The 19,569-nt window shown below is 54.8% G+C and carries 19 protein-coding genes; 9 read left to right on the forward strand and 10 right to left on the reverse strand.

Annotation, left to right across the window (positions count from 1 at the left end):
• Positions 1 to 68 precede the first annotated feature (68 nt).
• Positions 69 to 956 (forward strand): TetR/AcrR family transcriptional regulator, encoded by an 888-nt coding sequence (locus AC6CHQ_RS05010; RefSeq protein ID WP_498081022.1) that lies wholly within the window; start codon positions 69 to 71, stop codon positions 954 to 956.
• Between the two features lie 71 nt (positions 957 to 1,027).
• On the opposite strand, the gene AC6CHQ_RS05015 is transcribed toward AC6CHQ_RS05010, so the two are convergent.
• Genes AC6CHQ_RS05015 through AC6CHQ_RS05025 form a run of 3 tightly spaced genes read right to left on the reverse strand, consistent with a single transcriptional unit; the run spans position 1,028 to position 3,927 of the window.
• Positions 1,028 to 1,711, reverse strand: coding sequence for a phosphoribosylaminoimidazolesuccinocarboxamide synthase (locus tag AC6CHQ_RS05015; RefSeq protein ID WP_251238625.1), 684 nt, complete (start codon positions 1,709 to 1,711; stop codon positions 1,028 to 1,030).
• Between the two features lie 55 nt (positions 1,712 to 1,766).
• A complete protein-coding gene (locus tag AC6CHQ_RS05020; RefSeq protein WP_498081023.1) occupies positions 1,767 to 2,837 on the reverse strand; it encodes a GGDEF domain-containing protein in 1,071 nt (356 codons plus the stop codon).
• A 40-nt stretch (positions 2,838 to 2,877) separates the two neighbouring features.
• Positions 2,878 to 3,927, reverse strand: coding sequence for a GGDEF domain-containing protein (locus AC6CHQ_RS05025; RefSeq protein WP_498081024.1), 1,050 nt, complete (start codon positions 3,925 to 3,927; stop codon positions 2,878 to 2,880).
• A gap of 158 nt (positions 3,928 to 4,085) precedes the next feature.
• Between AC6CHQ_RS05025 and AC6CHQ_RS05030 the strand changes: the two genes are divergently transcribed.
• From AC6CHQ_RS05030 to AC6CHQ_RS05040, 3 genes are all read left to right on the forward strand, one after another.
• Complete coding sequence (locus tag AC6CHQ_RS05030) at positions 4,086 to 4,307, forward strand: heavy-metal-associated domain-containing protein (RefSeq protein WP_092055475.1); 222 nt, start codon at positions 4,086 to 4,088, stop codon at positions 4,305 to 4,307.
• Positions 4,308 to 4,341: 34 nt separating this feature from the next.
• Positions 4,342 to 6,246, forward strand: coding sequence for a heavy metal translocating P-type ATPase (locus AC6CHQ_RS05035; protein WP_498081025.1), 1,905 nt, complete (start codon positions 4,342 to 4,344; stop codon positions 6,244 to 6,246).
• A 113-nt stretch (positions 6,247 to 6,359) separates the two neighbouring features.
• Complete coding sequence (locus tag AC6CHQ_RS05040; RefSeq protein ID WP_498081026.1) at positions 6,360 to 7,073, forward strand: Crp/Fnr family transcriptional regulator; 714 nt, start codon at positions 6,360 to 6,362, stop codon at positions 7,071 to 7,073.
• A gap of 55 nt (positions 7,074 to 7,128) precedes the next feature.
• Here the strand turns inward: AC6CHQ_RS05040 and AC6CHQ_RS05045 are convergent, their stop codons facing one another.
• Positions 7,129 to 7,674 carry a GNAT family N-acetyltransferase gene (locus AC6CHQ_RS05045; protein ID WP_498081027.1) on the reverse strand — a complete coding sequence of 182 codons (546 nt, stop codon included), beginning with the start codon at positions 7,672 to 7,674 and terminating at the stop codon, positions 7,129 to 7,131.
• Between the two features lie 336 nt (positions 7,675 to 8,010).
• Positions 8,011 to 10,596: a DEAD/DEAH box helicase family protein gene (locus AC6CHQ_RS05050; protein ID WP_498081028.1), complete on the reverse strand. Its 2,586-nt coding sequence runs from the start codon at positions 10,594 to 10,596 to the stop codon at positions 8,011 to 8,013.
• Between the two features lie 934 nt (positions 10,597 to 11,530).
• Between AC6CHQ_RS05050 and AC6CHQ_RS05055 the strand changes: the two genes are divergently transcribed.
• On the forward strand, positions 11,531 to 11,902 hold the full coding sequence (locus tag AC6CHQ_RS05055; protein ID WP_498081029.1) for a VOC family protein: 372 nt from the start codon (positions 11,531 to 11,533) through the stop codon (positions 11,900 to 11,902).
• 522 nt (positions 11,903 to 12,424) lie between these two features.
• Positions 12,425 to 13,306: a DMT family transporter gene (locus AC6CHQ_RS05060; RefSeq protein WP_498081030.1), complete on the forward strand. Its 882-nt coding sequence runs from the start codon at positions 12,425 to 12,427 to the stop codon at positions 13,304 to 13,306.
• Positions 13,307 to 13,371: 65 nt separating this feature from the next.
• Here AC6CHQ_RS05060 and AC6CHQ_RS05065 read toward each other — a convergent pair whose 3' ends face one another.
• Positions 13,372 to 14,046, reverse strand: a complete 675-nt coding sequence (locus AC6CHQ_RS05065) for a C40 family peptidase (RefSeq protein ID WP_251238633.1) — start codon at positions 14,044 to 14,046, stop codon at positions 13,372 to 13,374.
• A 406-nt stretch (positions 14,047 to 14,452) separates the two neighbouring features.
• Between AC6CHQ_RS05065 and AC6CHQ_RS05070 the strand changes: the two genes are divergently transcribed.
• From AC6CHQ_RS05070 to AC6CHQ_RS05080, 3 genes are all read left to right on the forward strand, one after another.
• Positions 14,453 to 14,770, forward strand: coding sequence for a YbjQ family protein (locus AC6CHQ_RS05070; protein WP_092052301.1), 318 nt, complete (start codon positions 14,453 to 14,455; stop codon positions 14,768 to 14,770).
• Positions 14,770 to 15,675, forward strand: coding sequence for a hypothetical protein (locus tag AC6CHQ_RS05075; RefSeq protein ID WP_251238634.1), 906 nt, complete (start codon positions 14,770 to 14,772; stop codon positions 15,673 to 15,675). The genes AC6CHQ_RS05070 and AC6CHQ_RS05075 overlap by 1 nt, the downstream gene beginning before the upstream one ends.
• Before the next feature lie 132 nt (positions 15,676 to 15,807).
• On the forward strand, positions 15,808 to 16,443 hold the full coding sequence (locus AC6CHQ_RS05080) for an O-methyltransferase (RefSeq protein ID WP_498081031.1): 636 nt from the start codon (positions 15,808 to 15,810) through the stop codon (positions 16,441 to 16,443).
• A 58-nt stretch (positions 16,444 to 16,501) separates the two neighbouring features.
• Here AC6CHQ_RS05080 and ssuE read toward each other — a convergent pair whose 3' ends face one another.
• From ssuE to AC6CHQ_RS05100, 4 genes are all read right to left on the reverse strand, one after another.
• On the reverse strand, positions 16,502 to 17,044 hold the full coding sequence (ssuE, locus tag AC6CHQ_RS05085) for an NADPH-dependent FMN reductase (protein ID WP_251238636.1): 543 nt from the start codon (positions 17,042 to 17,044) through the stop codon (positions 16,502 to 16,504).
• A 17-nt stretch (positions 17,045 to 17,061) separates the two neighbouring features.
• Entirely contained in the window at positions 17,062 to 17,322 is a 261-nt protein-coding gene (locus tag AC6CHQ_RS05090) for a glutaredoxin family protein (RefSeq protein WP_251238637.1), read from the reverse strand.
• Between the two features lie 81 nt (positions 17,323 to 17,403).
• Complete coding sequence (locus tag AC6CHQ_RS05095; RefSeq protein WP_498081032.1) at positions 17,404 to 18,735, reverse strand: LLM class flavin-dependent oxidoreductase; 1,332 nt, start codon at positions 18,733 to 18,735, stop codon at positions 17,404 to 17,406.
• A gap of 18 nt (positions 18,736 to 18,753) precedes the next feature.
• Entirely contained in the window at positions 18,754 to 19,554 is an 801-nt protein-coding gene (locus AC6CHQ_RS05100; protein WP_498081033.1) for a transporter substrate-binding domain-containing protein, read from the reverse strand.
• Positions 19,555 to 19,569: the final 15 nt, after the last annotated feature.

Here is a 19,569-nt window from a genome sequence, read left to right on the forward strand (position 1 = left end):
ACACTTTATCCATTTTTATTCTGCTATACTGGTTTTACTGACCGTCCGGTCAAAGGAGGACCAAGCCCATGAACGAAACCAAGAAGCGCATCATCGAGGCGGCGATCGCCCTTTTCACGGAAAAAGGATTCCACGGCACCTCGATCCAGGAAATCGCCGCCCATGCCGGAATTTCAAAAGGCGCCTTCTATCTACACTTCAAATCAAAGGATGCTCTTCAAGTAGAGATCTTCAGGTATTACACCTCACTGATCCAGGAGGAAATGGAGAATGCAGTCGACCCTGCGCTGTCCGCCAAGGATAACTTCCTGCGCCAGACCGAGGTCCAGATCTCCCAGATCCAACGCCACACCGACTTTATCGCGATGGTTGTCCGTGACCAGGCCTACAGCCTGAATCCCGAACTGATCCGCTTTATCGAAGAACTCCGGGTGTCACAGGCCGAATGGTACCGAGAACAGCTCACCTCGATGTACGGCCAGGCAATCCGCCCATTTATCCACGACATCTCCGTCATCACGGAAGGCATCAAAAACAACTATATGCAGCAGTTCATCTCGAATCCCCAGGCCCTTTATCCGAAGGCACTGGCCGAACTCATCGTCCGGATGACCGGCCAGGCAGCAGAGGAATTTCTTGCCGGAACCTACCGGCCGCTTCTTGACGACGAGACGGTGCGGACGCTGTTCTCCTTTTTCGCGGAAGGCGATGAGGAGACGGATACAGCAGGGGTCATTGATGGGATGCGCACCATTCTGTCCGGCCTGGCGCTTCCCCGCGCGACCGCCCAGTACCTGTCATCGAGCCTCGACTTTCTGGGGACACAGGCCGATGCAGGCCCAAGTGCCGATGTCACCGCAATCCGGGGCGTCCTCGCCATTTTCCGTCCCTACCCGGAATTTGGAAACTGCCTCCGCCGTCTGGAGGAGAAGTTCGGGACGGATACACTCAATTGACGGATCTGGCAAGGTATCCAGTCCAAAAAGCACCTGACCCATTTCCGGGCAGGTGCTTTTTTCGTATCGTCTCACCCGAACAGCAGCTGTTCGAGCTTTAGAGGTTCCACATATTCGCCTTCTTTGTATACGCGCATATTGCCACCGGAGATCTCATCGATCAGGAGGACTTCACCGGTTTTGGCGTCGCGGCCGAATTCAAGCTTGATGTCGTACAGATCGAGCCCCCGATCGGCAAGCTCATCTTTTACGACGCCGGAAATCTGCTTGGTGAGCGACTTGAGTGTGTCATATTCCCCGGCTTCCAGGATGCCGAGGGCGACGAGGGCATCTTTGCTGATCGGCGGGTCCTGGCGCTCATCATCCTTGATCGTCACTTCGACAAAGGCATCGAGCCGCTGTCCTTCTTCCGCATAGGCCCCGTAGCGGCGCAGGAAGCTTCCGACTGCACGATACCGGCAGATCACTTCAAGCCCCTTGCCGAATACGTCCGCTTTTCGGACGTTCATGGTCTGGTTGTCCAGGTCCGCCCCGATGAAATGCGTCGGAATGCCGGCCTCTGCCAGCTTACCGAAAAAGTATTCCGTCATGCGGAGACCGGCGCGTCCGGCTCCCTCGATCGTCAGACCGACCGTATTGGCTCCAGGATCGAACACCCCGTCTTCCCCGGTCACGTCATCCTTGAACTTCAGCTGGATTGTCCCGTCCTCCAGCTCATAGACATCTTTGGTCTTCCCTTCGTAAATCCGCTCCACACAGTCCACCTCTTTCGGATCTTCTGACCCAATTATAACGGAAAGGCGAACGATATTAAATGCTTACATCGATATTTTTCGTCTTTTTCAGATCTTCTGCCGTCTCCCCTGTCACCCGGTTACGCCCGGTCCGCTTGGAATGATACATCCGCTCATCGGCGCGGTTCAGGAGGCGTTCCGGCGTATCGCCCGGAAGCTCTCCCGCAACCCCGAAACTCGCGGTCACTTTGCAGGCCGTCCCGAAGTCATGAGTCCCGATGGCAGCACGAAGCCGCTCTGCCAGTTCCATCGCATGCGGCACCTCCCCATCCGTGATGACAACGAACTCCTCGTCTTCCCACCGTCCGAACAGATCACCGGCCCCCAATTCGGTACGCACCAGATCGGCAATTTGCCGGATGATATCATCCCCTTTTTTGTACCCGCAACCTTCATTTACTTTCTTGAAATGGTCGAGGTCAAAGAGGATGACCGCAAACTCGGTCCCATCCCGGTCAGCCTGCTCGACTTTTTCAGTCAGCCACCCGTCCACCCGGTGACGGTTCGCCGCCCCGGTCAGGGCGTCGATATAAGCAAACCGGGCGATTGCCCGCTGTTCAGCACGCCGCCGGTAAAGGATATGTAGAAGAAAAGAAAGGAAGGTATACATGAACAGGCTGACGTACAGCGTGATCAGCGAATCTGTCTGGGAACGGCTGAGGCTGCCCCACACCGGAACAGCAGGAGCAATCAGAAATAGCAGGAGCGTAAAGCAGGCGATTACAGCCTGCTTCCTCTCAAGGATGAGAAATCCAAGGATAAGGGTCAGCGGCATGTAAAGGATGAAGTCCCCGAGCCCGGGCTCTCCCTCCGCCAGCATATCGACAAACAGGGAGCTCAGGATAGCGGCCAACAAATAGACGAGGGAAGATGTGAGGATGATCAGTTCGGGTACGATCAGCGGCACCCGCGTCCACAAAAGAACCCAGCAGGCCACAATCCCGATCAAGAGCACGGAATGGATGATCTGCATCAGAAGGATCTCTCCGGCGATGAGAATGTTCAGGGTAAAAGCCGCCGCGATGGTCGGCAGGATAAACAGATAGACTCGCCGCTTTAATTCGTTGAACCGCTGCTCGGCACTCATCATCACTCCTCCTTCCGTTGCGGTCATGGCCGTCTCTTCTTCACCCTTGCCCGCTTTCCATTGTGCGGCCGGTGACCCGGTTACGGCCTGCCTGTTTGGAGCGGTACATGCGCTCATCGGCACGGGACAGCACAGACTCGGCTGTGTCGCCCGGCCTGTTTACGGACAGGCCGAAGCTCGCTGTTACGTTTCCGGCAATGCCGAAATCATGGTTTTCAATCGCCTTTCTCAATTGCTCAGCAAGCATGAATGCGGGTCCCTCGCCAGTGTCGGTGAGGACGATGAACTCCTCACCGCCCCAACGCCCGAACAGATCCCCCTGTCCCACTTCCTTCCCCACGACTTCAGCCAGCTGCCGCAGGACATCATCTCCGGTTTTGTGGCCATAAACATCATTGATGTCCTTGAAATGATCAAGATCGAAAAAAAGGACCGAGAAAAGAGAGCCGTCCCGTTCCCCCGCCTCGGTCTTCTCTATGAGCCAATTGTCGATCCGATGCCGGTTCGCAATACCTGTGAGAGCATCAATATAGGCGAACCGCAGCATCGCATTTTGCTCTGCACGCCGCCGGTAGAGCTGGTGGAGAAAATAGGCGAGGCTTGTGTAGACGATGATCCCCGCGTAGAAGAGAATCAGCGACTCAATCTGTTCAGACCTGAGCCGTCCGAGCACCGGGAGCGCCGGTATGAGCAGGACAACCAGCAGAATGGCATTGGCGATCATCGCCTGTATCCGATCGAAAATAAGGAACATCGCCAAGGTGATGAGGGGCAGCCAGACGATGAAATCACCAAGCGACCCTTCGCCAAGATCAAGCATCTGAACATAGATGCCCTGAACGATCATCGTGGCAAGGTAGATGACGGCGAGGATGAGCAGCCACCACTCGATGGCCACCAGCGGAAACCTGGTGGATAAAAGGAGCCAGGCAAACAGCATGCCGATGAGCAGGACCAGATTGATCGTCAGCAGCAGCCCTTCGTTGACTGACAAGAACAGGCTCATCCCAAGCGACAGCGCAAGGACCGGCAAAACGATCTTATATACCCGCCTCTTCATGTCAGAGAAATGTTGCTGCTCGGTTTCCATCCGCACCCCTCCTCCCGCATGTATTACTTTTCGTATTCCCCAACAGGAGTGGAAAAACGCTCGGACAGGAAAATAATCTGCATTTCTTGACGGGCATCAAGGCCGCCGTTCCGGATTCATCCGATAATAAAGACAACAACAGACAGGGAGGAATCGAAATGAAACAAGTTGTCCTTCAGATGGAAGCCCTCACTTGCCCGAGCTGTATCAAGAAAATTGAAGGTGCCCTCGGCAAGATGGACGGCGTGGAGCAGGCGAAGGTGTTGTTCAACTCCGGCAAGGTGAAGGCCAGGTTCGACGACGGGAAAGTCAGCGCGGAAGAGATCGAAGGTACAGTGAAGAAACTCGGATATCCGGTCCTTTCGAAGAAAGTTTCGTAAGCTGCCCGCCAAATCAGGAAAGGTGTGAAATAAAATGACAGGCAAACAAAAAGCCTGGATCACGGCCGTCACCGGCGGCCTCCTGGCCCTGGCCATCTTCTTTCACTTCACAGGTTCTCAGGAACTCAAGTCCTCTACGCTGATTGTCTCCACCATCATCGCGGGTGTGCCAATCGCCCTGAAGGCGCTGCAGGCACTCCGCATGAAAGCCTTCAGCATCGAGCTGCTCGTCACGATTGCCGTTGTCGGGGCGCTGTTCATCGGTGAGTATGTCGAGTCGGCTGCCGTCACGTTCCTGTTCCTGTTCGGCGCTTATCTTGAAGCGCGGACACTCGAGAAAACACGCAAGTCGCTTAAAGACCTTGTAGACATGGCGCCTCAGGAAGCAAACGTTGTGCGGGACGGACGCGAAATGGTCATCCCCGCCAATGAAGTGGAAACCGGCGACCGTGTCCTCATCCGCACCGGCGGCAAAGTGCCGGTCGACGGGCGGGTCGCAGGCGGACAGGCACACCTGAACGAAGCGGCGATCACCGGAGAATCGGTTCCGGCTGCAAAAGCGGACGGCGACACCGTCTTTAGCGGGACCATCGTCGAAAGCGGCTTCCTGGAAGTCATCGCCGAAAAGACAGGTGATGACACCACGTTCGCGCGGATCATCGAACTCGTCGAAGAAGCACAGGACTCGAAAACAAAGACCCAGCAGTTCCTTGAGAAGTTTGCGAACATCTACACGCCGGGCATTGTCATCCTGTCGATCATCGTTTACTTGTTCACCCGCAACATTGAACTGACCCTCACGTTCCTCGTGATTGCCTGCCCGGGTGCGCTCGTCATCTCGGCACCGGTCTCGATCGTCGCCGGCATCGGCAACGGCGCCAAAAACGGCGTCCTGTTCAAGGGCGGCGAATCAGTGGAAGCCCTCGCAAAAATTGATACGGTCGTATTCGACAAGACCGGCACACTGACGAAAGGCCGGCCGGAAGTAACTGCGGTTGATGCCTTCGGCGAAGACGCCGGCGAACTGCTACGGATCGTTGCCGCAGCGGAAACCGCTTCGGAACACCACCTCGGGCGCACGATTGTCGAGGAGGCCGAAAGACGCCGGATAAATGGACTGGAACGGCCGGATGAGGTTGAAATCATCAAAGGGCACGGCCTCGCGGCGACGGTTGGCGGTAAGCGTGTCATTGCAGGCACGCGTAAACTGATGGGCGAAAATGGCATCATGATTCCGCCGGAAGCGGATGCCTCGGCCATCTCGCGTGAAAAGGCCGGCAACACGGCAATCTTCGCCGCGGTTGACGGACAGCTCCGCGGACTGATCTCCATCGCCGACCAGATCCGACCGGAAGCCAAAGACGCCATCCGCCGGCTCCGCGCCAGCGGCGTCAAGCAGATCATCATGCTCACCGGCGACAACCGCCACGCTGCCGCGCTCGTCGGCAGACAGCTCGGCCTGGATGAAGTACACGCCGAACTTCTCCCCGAAGACAAAGTCGCATTCGTGAAAAAGCTGAAAGACGGCGGGCGCCAGGTCGCGATGGCCGGCGACGGGGTCAATGACGCACCGGCGATCGCCACTGCCGATATCGGCATCGCGATGGGCGCCGGCGGCACGGACATCTCGATGGAAACCGCCGACGTCGTTCTCATGGCCGACCGGCTCGACCAGTTCGCCCATGCCCGCTCGCTCGCCAAAGCCACCGTCCGCAACATGAAACAGAACACCTGGTTCGCCGTCGGCACCGTCTTCTTGCTGCTCGCCGGCGTCCTGCTCGGCAAGATCTTCCTCGCCTCCGGCATGCTGATCCACGAACTCAGCGTCCTGATCGTCATCCTCAACGCCATCAGGCTGGTCCGGTATAATGGCAGTAAGAAGGAACGGATGCCTGGCGGCGTGGAACCGTTCGGGCCGCAGCCGGCTATGGTGGAGTGAAATAGACGGGGCGCTGGCGAATGACGAGATTGGGAGTCGAATGACGAGATCGAGCGGCCGAATGACGAGATTGACGGCTCGAATGACGAAATTGGGGAAAGGGGCGGAGCCGGATGGAACAGGAACCGATGCAGTGCGCCTCCTGCGCGCACGCTGAATCAGACCATGCTCAAGAGATGTGCATTTCAATCGTGCCGATCTTTAATCATCTGGATGATGCGGAACTCCGGGAGATTGTCCGGACAGTCGTTCCCAGACAGGTAATGCGCGGCGAAACGGTCTACTCGGCAGGCGAAACCTCCGACCGGCTGTATATCGTCCATAAAGGACGGGTGAAAATTTACCGCCTGTCCGACAACGGCAAGGAACAGCTCGTCCGCATCCTCGGGCCCGGCGACTTTACCGGAGAGCTCGCCGTCTTTAATGAGACGGTCCATGATTCCTACGCGGAGGCGTTGGAGAAAACGGAACTCTGCACACTCGGACGGAGAGACTTGCAGTCGTTTCTCCTAAAGTACCCGACCATCTCGCTCCGCATTATGGATGAGTTCGCCCGCCGGCTCGGTCACTCCGAAAAGCAGGCGGCGAGCTTCGCCACGGAACCCGCCGACACCCGTATCGCCATGTACCTCGCCGAACTGTCGGATCGGCTGAACTCCCCGACCATCAGGCTGCCGATGACGAGGAAGGACCTGGCGTCCCATCTCGGCACGACGCCCGAGACGATCAGCCGCAAATTCGCGGAGTTCGAGGATGCGGGGTGGATCCGGCAGAATGGTCAGAAAGAGATTGAAATCTTGGATATGGATGCGCTGCTGTTGGTGTAAAAAAGACGCTGGGCCAGTTGGCCTCGGCGTCTTTTTGTAAACCCGTTTGATGAACCTATTTCCCTTTCCATTCTTCGGCCAACATTCCATATACAACGTGATCTACATAATGGTCATACAACCACTCTGCTTGTCTAATACATCCTTCATTTACATAGTTTAATCTCTCTGGAATCGCCCTGCTTTTCTTATTGCCGACAGCAGCTCTTATTTCAACTTTATTAAGACCTAATTCATCAAAAGCATAATCGGTCAATGTTTTAGCCACTTCGGTCATTATTCCATGTCCCTGATATCCTTCTCCAAGCCAATAACCGATATAGGCAGTTTTATTTGACCAGTTAATATGATTGTAGCCGGCAACTCCAACAATTTCTCCCTTAAATAAAACAACAGAAGTCAAGCTCTTGTTTTCAGCAAAACCCTTTAAGCATCCTTTAATAAATTCTGTAGTATCTTCGATTTTTGTAGTAAAATCCAACCAAGGCAGCCATGCTTTCAAATGGTCTCTTGACTTGTCGGTTAATTCAAATACGCTTTCGCTATCTCTTAAATCTATTAGTTTTAACGATAGGTCCTCGTTTATCTTATGTATGAACAACTTGTTCCCTCCCCCTTATCTGCTCCAATCTTTGGCCTTCCGCCGCTAGATTTGTATTCGGCGAATTCAGTCGGTTTCCTTCTAGTTCATAGATGATTGCTTCATTCCCTAAGACGGACACCTGCATCAGATGGTGTTGCTGGTGACTTGAACAAAGACGCCGGGCCAATTGGCCTCGGCGTCTTTGTTGTGGAGAACTCTTGGCGGCTTCATGAAACAGCCTGTGGATAAGCGGGTTATCCCCGGATTCACGTGCAAAAGTCGGATTTTTCTGTGGAGGACGGGGATAACCCGATGATTCGGACCGTGCAGGCATCCGGACACCCGTGGATAACTTTAACGCCATCCGCTGATGCGCTCGGGTTCCGGGATGAATGCAGCGGACAGCGCGCGCATTCTCGCTTCAAGCAACTGCCTCCTGCCTACGGGCGTTCGCGTGTAGATCAGCTCGGCCCGGCCGACACGCTTTTTCCATTCTTCCAGGAACATCTCCGCGGTCTCCTTTTTCCGTCCCAGTTCCTCCGGCACGGCATGGATATCGGTCCGCTTTCCGAAACCGTGGGAGCGCCTGACAATCAGATAGCGCGGATTCTCAATGGGCCCGAGCAGTTCGGCGAGCGCGTTCATGAACCGGGTCTTCTCATGGGTCGTGCCGGCGGAAAGCCAACACGTGTAATAGCCCTGCCCGTCATCGGTGACCCGGAAGTCATCCTCTTCTGCAGGACCGGCAAGCATCCCACTCTGGTGCATCGCAGCGTGCAGCGCTTCCGCGATTTCTTGTAGGCTCGACTCGACGGAAGGATGCCGCACGTAAAGACGGCCCGCTCGCCAGAATGACGGCGCGGCGACCGCAAGTCCGGCGAGCCCGCCCCAGAGGGTAGACTCTCCAAACGGCGTGTCGGTCAGCTGGCGGATCCAGCCGCCCGCGTCCCAAGCAGCACCGGCCGCGGTAAATCCCGCCACATACAAAAGTCCCTTCAGCGTATTGTCGAGATAAAACGGCCTCGGAACGGAGCGGCGCGGCAGGACCGCCTCCTCCACCATCTGGCTGCCTGAATCGACTGCCCGCATCCATCGTTCCCGGAGTGTTTCCCGCGAGCGGGCCCTACGCTCCATTTCAGCGTTCAAATGATCGATCTCCTCCATTGAAAAAGGAGGCTCCCCGACCGCGAGCCGGCCGATGCCCGTCTCGATCACATCCCGCTCCGCCCCCGGCCCCGCAAGCGAGCGGAACCGGCGGACGAGCGAACGCCAGTCATCGCCGCCGTCCTCCGCATCGCGGTCGACGGTGACGAGATGCCAGATCGACGCCGTCTTGTCCCGGTCAGCCGGGTTGCGTCGGATCGCCCGGCCGCGCATCTGGTTGGACAGCATGTACGAACCGACATAGGACGCCATGATGAGCGAGTTCACGCATGGTGCGTCCCAACCCTCGCCAAGTAGAGCAGCCGTACCGGTGAGCACGTCAATTTCCCCTTTTTCAAGAAGCTCAGTGACGGCCGCGACCATCCCCTGCCGGTTCGCATCGTTCACGGGGATCCGCACGAACGACGGATCATGCGGTAGCGAAACCGCCCCTTCCAGCCTTGACGCGGCTGTTGCCGGCACAACCGCAATCGATCCCGTGAGAATGGCCGGCTTCACTTGGTCGCCCAACGTCCGCCGCAGCATCTCAAACACCGGAACCGCGCCGATCCGGGTCAGCGGCTTTTCATCGCCGGGCGCTGACGGCATGTCATCCGCCCGTATGTAATCTGTCAGAATGACCATGCGCAGCCGGTCACCCAAGATCTCTTTTTCAAGACGGACGGTTTTCGCAACCGCCTTGAGTTTCGATTGGCTCTGGACAAGCGCGCGGCTGATCGCCGGCGTGGACGTCAGGTAAACGGAGCGCCGGTGGATCGCCCCGATCCAAGACAGCCTCTTACGCAGACGTTTGACCGTTTCCTTTTCTTCGTCCCCCAGCCTGAACAACAGCCCCGTCAGCAGCTCCTCCATCCAGCTGCGGTCAAGCGCCGGCATCGTCTCCTCCGGCATGCCGATCAGCGGCAGCGCCTCCCGGTACGCCTCCGAACCGCTTTCCTTCAATACCATCAGCATCGCCGAAAACACCGCGGGCAACCCGAGGATCTCTTCGACATGGGCCTCCGTCGCAGCAATCCACCGGTGCTGCTCGAGATAGCGGATGAATTCCCCGTCTTCCCGCAACTCAACCAGGAATTCATCCGTCCGTTCCCGGAACGCCAAAATCTCAGAGAGCTCATCGGCCGACGGAACGGTAAACCGGATATAATCCTGATGCGGACACAAGTCGCCCGCCTTCACGAGCGAGGCGACCGGAATTTCCAGATCGATCGGTCCGCACAGCGAAACGTACCGCTGCCAGCCGGCCGGCGACTCGTCATAAGGAGGCGTCGCGGTCAGCGCGACAACCGCCGGGTTTCCCAGCCCCTCCTTTATGTCCATCATCGTCTTCCACCAGGAAGTCCGCAGGTGATGCGCCTCGTCCAACACAATCGTCCCGAAACCTTCGGCGAGCAGCGGCCCTTCCCCGCCGGCCTTGAACAGCGCGTGAAGCGACTGATACGTCGTCACCGTCACAAATCCTGGCGACGAAAGATCAGACGACAGCCAGTCCGGCCGCACCCCCTCCAGGAACAGGTCGGTGAGCCGGTCCGTCCACTGCTCACGGAGCGCAATCGTCGGTGCGACAATCAGCGTCCGCCTGCCGATCCGTCGCATCACCTCCAGCCCCAGCACCGTCTTCCCCGAACCCGGCGGCGCGACCAGATGGAGATGCCCGTTTTCCAAGTGCTGATCAAGTTCCGACAACACCTCTTCTTGATAAGACCGCCAAGGATGGGGGAACTTCATTGCCACCGGAAACTCCTCCATCTGCTTGCCTCCTCCCGTCAACCACATCATTCTTCTCCTAATCCTATCAAACCCGCAGGGAGGTGTCCCTGCGGGTTTTAAATCCAATTTTCTTCAGTATAATAAATGGAATAGATAAAATTTGGAACTTGCGAGAAATAATTGATTTAGCCAGAGCGAATTCATTAATCTTCTAGAAAAAGGGGGAATTGTTAACATAGAACATAACAAAAAGACGGGTTGGACATATTATTGGTCATATACTTTAGTTGCTTTAGGTGCATTGGGAGTGGTTGCAATCTTGAACTTTTTCTTTGGCCCACAAATGTTTCTCCCTCAAACTGCATCATTTGTACTAGCACTTGCAATAACTCTCCCTATCAATGTGGCTATTAATATATATAGATATATAAGAAACAAAAAGGCTTCAACCAATGAGAAAAATTGATTTCGCATGTCCACCGCAGAGAAACTTCCCTGCGGGTTAAACAATTGATAGCTTCTTTCTAATGGGGAGCTCCAAAACACCATAAATGAAAGGGATCACTAAAAAGTAAAACATCGCATGAACGGAAGTTCCCTTTTGAATCAATATGAAGGGCACATAGAAAAGGATAAAACTTATCACCAGGTACATTCCGGCCGAATAAAGAAGATGTGTCTTGCCTGTACGTTTTTTAATGAAATCGACCAGATATGAAACCGGAATGCCCGGTAACATGTATAACAATATGACCGGGTACATCATGCAAGTGTAATAAATTACCGTAATGAAATTCTCTACTGGAGGAAATAAAATGACAGCAATATAAACGGCACCAAATATTGCTGTACATAAAAGTGTTGCGAGTTTAGATATAAAGCTTTTCATCATTCACCATCCTGAAAGCCCGTCATAGTAAATTTATCGTTCCGTTAAAGGAACAAGGTATATAGAAATGGAACTAATTTAATATGCCGCTTGAAAAAAGGAGCGAAGGCGATGGGTCAATCATTTATTGAACAAGTACATTACATTAGAATTCCTGTAAAAGATTTAGAACTGTCCGCACGATGGTATAGGGATGTATTAGGGCTCCAGCTGCTAAACACTACGGATGAGCGTGCAATCATTAAAGTAAATGAAGGACCTTTCCTGCTGATTTTAGTTCCTACCGAAGATGAAACATATGCACATTTCACGATTGATCAAGAACAAGAATTCAGCATCGGCTTTACGAGTCCGGAATTATCCAGTTTTCATCAACACTTAATCGATCATCATGTTAAGGTCGAGGATATTAAAGAGGATCACGGCCATGCCTATTTCCACTTTTACGACCCGAATGGAAATAAACTTCAAGTACACTGGTAATGAGTCCAAGGCGGTCTAAGCAATAGGCAATAAACCCGCAGGAAGGAGTCCCTGCGGGTTTGCCTATTTATAGGAATACCATGTGTGGGAGCACCTTTAGTTATATATTCAACCATGTGTTTTGTTCCGTTAGGATGCACCCAGAACCTTTTCTCCAGCAGTTAATTCAAATGACTTTGGTATTTTAGTTCCTGCATATATTGCTGGAACTTAGTGCCCACGCGTTTTCTCGGAAACGACGCCCATGAAAACTAAAAACAAGGGCAGTCTTTGACTTGTTGCATTGTGGAGAACTTCTCTCCACTCCTGTAAAACGGCTGTGGATATTCGGGTTATCAACGGATTCCATCCCAAAATTGGATTTTGGCTGTGGAATGTCGGGATAAGTCCGGGGATAAGGGATGCATCTGCTTTTATTTGACCGTGGATAAGTCCTGCCGTCAGATATTAAGCCAATTTGACCCTCTCGACTCTTCACCCACATGATATATTAAAAGAATGAAATTACGGGGAGGGTCGGCCATGAAACGGTATATCGGGGACATTCTGCTTCTCATCACCGCCATCGTCTGGGGAAGCGGATTTGTCATGACTGCGATTGCGCTCGAGCATCTGACGGCGTATGAGGTGATGGCCGGGCGGTTCCTCCTGGGCACGCTGATCATCACGGTCCTCTTCTACAAGAAGCTCCGGCTGATCTCGAAGTCCGTGCTTTGGAAAGGCGCGGTGCTCGGGACGATCCTGTTTGTGGCATTCGCGTTGCAGACGGTCGGCCTTGAATATACGACGCCTTCCAAGAACGCGTTCCTGACGGCGGTCAACGTCGTCATCGTGCCGGTGATTGCCTACCTCGTATACCGGCGGCGGATCGACCGGCATGAACTGATGGCTTCCGTCATTGCGCTCACCGGTATTGCGTTCCTGTCGCTGCAGGGCTCGTTCACCATCAATATCGGCGACCTGCTCACCCTGCTGTGCGCGGTCGGGTTTGCATTTGATATCTTCTATACGAACATGTTTGTTAAAAAGGAGGACGCCCTGGCGCTGACCATCGTCCAGTTCACGACGGCGGCTCTCCTCAGCACAGTGGCTGTCCTTTTCCAGGGCGGCTTCCCGGCGAGTCCCTCCAATGAAGCGATCTGGTCGGTCGTTTATCTTGCCGTCTTCTCGACGACGATCGCCTACGTCTGCCAGAATCTCGCATTCCGCTACACGACACCGACAAAGGCGGCCGTCATCCTGTCACTGGAGTCGTTCTTCGGCTCTGTGCTGGCCGTCCTGTTCATCAACGATGTCATGACCGGCCGGATGGTGTTCGGAGCGGCGCTGATTCTGGTCGCCGTGCTTGTGGCTGAGATTAAGCCGGCATTCCGGATGAAGAGAGGCGTGCAGACCGAACACTGATGGGGATGATCAACCACATGAAAAAACACGCACAAGGCCCCGGCCCTGTGCGTGTTTTTGATTGATCAGGATGCTGCCCTTCTAAATGGAACGCGGGGCAGGCGTGCCCGGATGCCGCGGCGTGATTTGATGGTGATGAGGTTCCCCGGTGCCACGTACTCTTGGAGCGGCCCTTTATACACCGGCTCCAGCTGGCTCGACTGGGTAAAGTGCCGGGCCTGCGCGCGCCAGGCCGGCTCGTCGGTGATTTTGATGCCGGCCGATGCGAGCATTTCCACGACGAACTGCGAGCAGAAGTACGCGCGCTTTCGGCAGATTTCCCGGTTCAGGATGACGCCTATCAGGCCGATAAAGTTATACGTGTAGCGGTTACGCTCGCGATCGATCTCCAGGATGCGTGCTTTGATCTGCCCGAGCTCGTCCTCCGTCACGCGGAACCGGAACACCGCGCATTGTGCGTCTTTTAAAAGCCCTTCGCCCGCCCGCTCCTTTACGAATCCGCCCGAAAACGGATTGCGCTGCTGCACCCGGCCAAAGCTGTACATCTCCTCAAGCTGCTCATCAAATGCGATCGAGACGTGGTTCAGCGGGCAGCCCGTATATCGGCGGATAATTTTAGACAGCACAGTCCCCGTATCGGTCAGTACGATATAGATCTCCTTCACGATGGTGTTCCCCCCGTTATCCGGCCCCGGCCCGCTTTGGAACGCCGGCCCGGCCTTGTCATTCGTTATCTTCATTGTGGACCGGACCCTCCTTTTCCAAAACGGCCTCCGGCGTGAATCCATCTCAGCCTCCAGACCGATTCCGCACCGGGACCGTCAATCCCGTTATTACACTATACGGGCGAGCAGTGCCTGACGTTTCAGGCTTACGCCCCAATTCAAGAAAAAATTTACGGATGATGGCGTTGCCGCTTTGAATGTTAAGCAAATGCTCCTGAATGATATGCAAACGGTCCTGCATGTTACGCAACCACCCGTGAATGTTACGCAAATCATTTCCCCACGATTATCCGCTTTCTTCTTCCACCATACGCTCCAAATGTGAAAGTTCCCCTCATAAAATCATGAAGATTTTATTAAGATGAAACGTTCCGGTCCGCCGAAGCGTACAACTGGTATTAAGAAAATGGAGGGATTCATCATGCTGGTGACGACAACGAATTCTCTGGAAGGCAAGAAGATCGAGACGTATCACGGGATTGTGGTCGGAGAAGCGATCATGGGGGCGAACGTGGTGCGGGACATTTTCGCTTCGGTGACGGACGTGATCGGCGGCCGCAGCTCGGCGTATGAGAACAAGCTCGCGGAAGGCCGCGAGATCGCGCTCCGGGAAATGCAGGACCGTGCGAAGCGCCTCGGCGCAAATGCCGTGATCGGTGTCGACCTCGACTTCGAAACACTCCGTGAAGGCATGATGATGTGCATCGCAACGGGCACAGCCGTCACCTATAGGGACTGATGGCGGACAAATGCGTCCGGCTCTCTCCTGTTTTCAATCTGGAAAAAGAGATAGACGGATATATACCACTCAATGTCTCAATCGGTGCAAAAGGCGAGCTATGCGTGCTGCTTGCAGAGGATGTTCCAGACTACATTGACGGTCAGTTTGTGCCAACTATTACCGAGGAAACGCGAACTTATCGGGGAATCATCATCCGAGACGGCAATAAGCACGCTTTCGACTTTCCGGGCGAGAAATGGAACTACCATTTTTTTGAACCAATCGACGATGGAGAGAACCTGTTGCTCTGTTCAGCGCGTTCCTATAACCACGGAGACGGAAATATCGAGAAGAATGCACGGGTGTTCGGGCACGATGGCAACCTTGTCCGAGAGTTCTGCCTGGGCGACGGGATCGGGAAATTATCGGTCACCGAAGACAATCACATTTGGTGCGGTTATTTTGATGAAGGTATTTTCGGAAACTATGGGTGGGACATTCCGCTGGGTAGTGCCGGGCTGGTGAAATGGGATGCGGAAGGTCGTAAGGTTTGGGGACACCAGGAAGGCGAAGGTCTCTTCCTGTTTGATTGCTCAGACTTTACAGTTGATCGCGACCGAGTCGCCATTTCCTATCATACTGGCGAGGATATTGGAATCACAGAGAATGAGGTAACCTCCCATTATTCAACTGAGGTCATGACTTCCCTGATGTTGCTTGATGATGAGAGGATTTCATTTATCAGAGATAACTGTCTGATCCACACGGAAAGGAGGGGGCGGTCTTACGTCCGTCGCGGAGTAACGGCTCTCCTGAAACAGGACGGAAGTACGCTGTCCCCCCACCGACCCGCCACCCGTGGTTCCAAGCTTCTCATGCTGGACGGGCCCGACCTTTATCTATATGACATGGGCGGCGCATGAATCCATCAAGTTCAGGAACCGGGAGATGAGATGTTCAATAAAATCATCTTTTGTTTTAAAGCCAAAGTCCGGGGAAATCTGAATACCATAACTGGAATACTTCAACAAGGATGATAGCCGAAGGAGAGAGCCATGGAAAAGATCAACGACTACATTGAATCCATTTTTACCAATCCTGATTCACAACTAGATGAAGTTCTTGCCTCCATCGAAGGAAACGATATGCGTCAGATATCAGTCCCGCCCGCTTCGGGGAAACTGCTGACGATGCTTGCTGCGATTACCGGAGCCAAACGTGTTCTGGAAATCGGTGCGCTCGGCGGCTACAGCGGCATCTGCCTCGCGCGGGGCATGAACGAAGGCGGCACGCTCACTTCACTTGAACTGATCGAAGACTATGCCAATCTGGCCAAAAGCAATCTGACCAAAGCCGGCTTCGGCGACCGGGTCACCTACATGACAGGACCCGCTCTTGACAGCCTGGAACAGCTGGCCGGCCAAGGCGAGACGTTCGACTTTTTCTTTATCGATGCCGACAAGGAGAACTACGAAAATTATCTCGAGGCCTGCATCCGGATCGCGGAAAGCGGCTCGCTGATTGTCTGCGACAATGTTCTCGCCCGCGGCACTGTCGCGGATGAATCCGCAGAGCCCACCCGTAACACCGAGATTATGAAAGCCTTCAACAAAACGGTCGCGAACCATCCAAAGCTGGAGTCCCTGCTGATTCCGATCGGGGATGGATTGACCGTCTCCAAAGTAAAATAACGAAACATCCCCCTCAGAGGCACTCTGCCCTGCTGAGGGGGATTGTTTTTTGTTTGGGTCACACGCGAGCAGATTGTTCCCGGCCGACTTTCCGGATAAAGTAGTCCAGCTGTTTTTCCGTGCGCAAAAAGGCATCTTCATCGATGATCGGTTGTTCCGCCGATTTGTCCAGCTGGCTGTCCATATAGTACAGCCCCTTGAGGTTGACACCTTTCAGCGTGGCCAGCAGCGGTTTAAGCGCGTATTCCAGCGCGAGCAGATGGGACATGCTGCCGCCGGTCATGACCGGAAGCACCGGCGTGTCTTCCAGGATGTCCTGCGGCATGAGATCGATCAGCGCCTTAAGCACACCCGAATAGGCCGCCTTATACACCGGCGTACCGACGATGACGCCTTTCGCCTGCCCGACCTGTTCTGCAATGCGGATCACGTCCGGGCTCTTGAAGTTGCCGAATATCAGGTCCTCAGCCGGCACATCCTTGACTGAAATATGCGTAACGGAGAACTCTTGCTGCTCCAGTCGCTCGCCCACATAACGGAGGACCTTCTCCGACCTGGAATTTTCCGATGGGCTGCCCGACAAGATGACGATATCACTCATTCCGATCCCTTCTTTCTTCACAGCCTGCCGAGCGCACTTTCCAAGTGCTCGACGCCGACTTCCGTGACCGCTTCGTACCGGTTCCCGCGGCCGATCTCGATGACCGGCACATGGCGCACGCCGTATTTGGCGTCAAGGATATCCCGGCGGTCGTCGTGCTCCGTGACGTCGACCGTGCGGTACTCATAACCGTTTTTCTCGAGGTACTCCTTGGCTTCGCCGCAGTAGCTGCAGCCCTGCTTGGACCAGACGACAATGGACAGATCTTCTTTGGACATGTAGGACGCTTCCTTTCTTTTTCGGAGAAAAGCTTTTCTCCTGTTATGTATGACGGGAGGCGGCCGGCGCCTCCCATTTGTTCAGTAGATCTCTGACGGCTTCGCCTGATACCGGTTTTCCTTGAACGGCAGGCCGAGCGTTTCCCGAAGGGTCCCGCCGTTGCCGGCGCGGTTGTAGTATCCCTTTTCTTCGAGGATCGGGAGGACATGATTGATGAATTCATCGTACTGGTCACCCAGCACCTGAAGGTTCAGCATGAACCCGTCTGCCGCCTCTTCGTCGATCCACTGGATCATGCGGTCGGCGACCTGTTCGTACGAACCGAAGAACGGATCTTTCGGCGTCGCAATGCGCATCGCCACTTCCCGGAGTGTTAGGTTTTCTTCCTTCGCCATCCGCTTGATCTCGTCGGTCGTGGACCGGAAAGCGTTTTTGCCGACGTCGCCGATGTCCGGGAACGGCTCATCCAGCGGGAATCCGCTGAAGTCGAAGTGGTCAAAATACCGGCTGAGGAACGTCAGGGCTTCCTCGACAGACAGCAGGTTCTTGATTTCTTCGTACTTCCGCTCCGCCGCCTCTTCAGTCGGGCCGATGATCGGAGACAGTGACGGGAAGATCAGGAGGTCTTCCGCACGTCGCCCTTTTTCAACGGCCGCCTGCTTGAGTTCACGGTATTGCGCCTTCGCCTTTTCGATGGGGCCGCTGATCGTGAAGATCGCTTCCCCGTACTCGGCGGCAAAGTTCATGCCGGTCTTCGAGGCACCTGCCTGGAAGATGACCGGTTGGCCCTGTTCGGAGCGCTGGATGTTGAGCGGGCCCTGCGCCTTGAAGAACTTGCCTTTATGATTGAGCCTGTGCATCTTGGAGAAGTCGGAGAACTTGCCGGTTTCACGGTCCCGGACAAAGGCATCGTCTTCCCACGAGTCCCACAGCCCTTGGACGACGTCAACATACTCGGCAGCCATCTCATATCGGAGGGCGTGCTCCGGGTGGTTGCCCCGGTTGAAGTTTTCCGCGCTGCCCTCGAGTGGGGAGGTCACGACATTCCAGCCGGCGCGGCCGCCGCTGAGCTTGTCGAGCGACGCGAACTGGCGGGCAATGTTAAATGGCTCGCTGTACGTCGTCGAGACCGTTCCGACGAGGCCGATTTTCGATGTGACCATGGCGAGTGCCGACAGGAGCGTCAGCGGCTCGAAGCGGTTCTGGAAATGCGGAATCGACTTCTCATCGATATAAAGCCCGTCCGCGATAAACGCAAATGCAAAGCCGGCATTCTCCGCTTTCTTCGTGATGTTCACGTAATGGTCGAGGTTGATGCTGCCGTCAGCCGGAACGTCCGGTGCTTTCCAGGAATTCATATGGGCACCCGGGCCATAAAGCAGAATCCCGAGATTGATCTGTTTTTTCGTCATGTCCGATTCCCTTCTTCCTTAGTTCTGTGCCGTGTTGCTGTCTTCAAGCAGGTCCATGCCGTACCATTTCTCCGACAGCTCGGAGATTGTGCTGTCCTCGCGGAGCTTCTCGAGCGCCCCGTTGACCTCTTCGATCATCTTGTCGCCCTCTTCGGTTTTCTTGAACGGCAGTGCCACCGGCTGATCGCCGAACGGCTCGCCGACCACACGGAGCGGCAGGCCTTTTTCATTGACCTGCGCCGCGAGGATTTCCCTGCCATGGACGAATGCATCGATTTTCCCGCTGCCTACATCGGAATAGACGACATCCGCCGATTCGTACGTGACGAAGTCAAACTCTTCATCCGGATAAGCCGCCGTCAGGACGTTCGGATAGTTGGTTCCCATGATGACGGCGATCTGTCCTTTTTTCAGTTCGTCAAATGAGATTTCAGCCTGGTCTTCACCGGTTGCCAATACAGCCTTCGAGTTGTAGTACGGATCGGAGAAGTTGTACTTCTCTCCCCGCTCAGGCGTAGCTGCGAAGTTGGCGACCGTGTCAATCTTGCCGGTCTCCATGCTCGCGAGCACGCCGGTCCAGTCCGTCACTTCCCACTGGACTTCGTAGCCCAGTTCCTCATAGATCGCTTCGATGACATCGACGCTGAAGCCTTTGAGTTCGCCGTCTTCCTTGAAATACTGCGGGTACCCGTCAGGTGTCGCGCCGATCTTGACGACCTTTTGATCGGAGTCTCCGCTTTCGCTTGCCTCGCTGCTTCCGCATGCCGCAAGAAGAGCAACCATCGCAAGAAGGACCAGCGTGTATTTAAGTTTTTTCATTGGATAAATCCCCCT

The organism is Bhargavaea sp. GQ12, from assembly GCF_059758705.1.

Excerpts from the sequence above, each read along its gene's own strand:
- AC6CHQ_RS05080 (WP_498081031.1), top strand. The coding sequence starts at position 15,808 with ATGGAAAAGATCAACGACTACATTGAATCCATTTTTACCAATCCTGAT.
- AC6CHQ_RS05020 (WP_498081023.1), bottom strand. The coding sequence starts at position 2,837 with ATGAGTGCCGAGCAGCGGTTCAACGAATTAAAGCGGCGAGTCTATCTG.
- AC6CHQ_RS05055 (WP_498081029.1), top strand. The coding sequence starts at position 11,531 with ATGGGTCAATCATTTATTGAACAAGTACATTACATTAGAATTCCTGTA.
- AC6CHQ_RS05030 (WP_092055475.1), top strand. The coding sequence starts at position 4,086 with ATGAAACAAGTTGTCCTTCAGATGGAAGCCCTCACTTGCCCGAGCTGT.
- ssuE (WP_251238636.1), bottom strand. The coding sequence starts at position 17,044 with ATGAGTGATATCGTCATCTTGTCGGGCAGCCCATCGGAAAATTCCAGG.
- AC6CHQ_RS05070 (WP_092052301.1), top strand. The coding sequence starts at position 14,453 with ATGCTGGTGACGACAACGAATTCTCTGGAAGGCAAGAAGATCGAGACG.
- AC6CHQ_RS05035 (WP_498081025.1), top strand. The coding sequence starts at position 4,342 with ATGACAGGCAAACAAAAAGCCTGGATCACGGCCGTCACCGGCGGCCTC.
- AC6CHQ_RS05025 (WP_498081024.1), bottom strand. The coding sequence starts at position 3,927 with ATGGAAACCGAGCAGCAACATTTCTCTGACATGAAGAGGCGGGTATAT.
- AC6CHQ_RS05075 (WP_251238634.1), top strand. The coding sequence starts at position 14,770 with ATGGCGGACAAATGCGTCCGGCTCTCTCCTGTTTTCAATCTGGAAAAA.
- AC6CHQ_RS05100 (WP_498081033.1), bottom strand. The coding sequence starts at position 19,554 with ATGAAAAAACTTAAATACACGCTGGTCCTTCTTGCGATGGTTGCTCTT.
- AC6CHQ_RS05040 (WP_498081026.1), top strand. The coding sequence starts at position 6,360 with ATGGAACAGGAACCGATGCAGTGCGCCTCCTGCGCGCACGCTGAATCA.
- AC6CHQ_RS05060 (WP_498081030.1), top strand. The coding sequence starts at position 12,425 with ATGAAACGGTATATCGGGGACATTCTGCTTCTCATCACCGCCATCGTC.
- AC6CHQ_RS05095 (WP_498081032.1), bottom strand. The coding sequence starts at position 18,735 with ATGACGAAAAAACAGATCAATCTCGGGATTCTGCTTTATGGCCCGGGT.
- AC6CHQ_RS05090 (WP_251238637.1), bottom strand. The coding sequence starts at position 17,322 with ATGTCCAAAGAAGATCTGTCCATTGTCGTCTGGTCCAAGCAGGGCTGC.
- AC6CHQ_RS05050 (WP_498081028.1), bottom strand. The coding sequence starts at position 10,596 with ATGTGGTTGACGGGAGGAGGCAAGCAGATGGAGGAGTTTCCGGTGGCA.
- AC6CHQ_RS05065 (WP_251238633.1), bottom strand. The coding sequence starts at position 14,046 with ATGAAGATAACGAATGACAAGGCCGGGCCGGCGTTCCAAAGCGGGCCG.
- AC6CHQ_RS05010 (WP_498081022.1), top strand. The coding sequence starts at position 69 with ATGAACGAAACCAAGAAGCGCATCATCGAGGCGGCGATCGCCCTTTTC.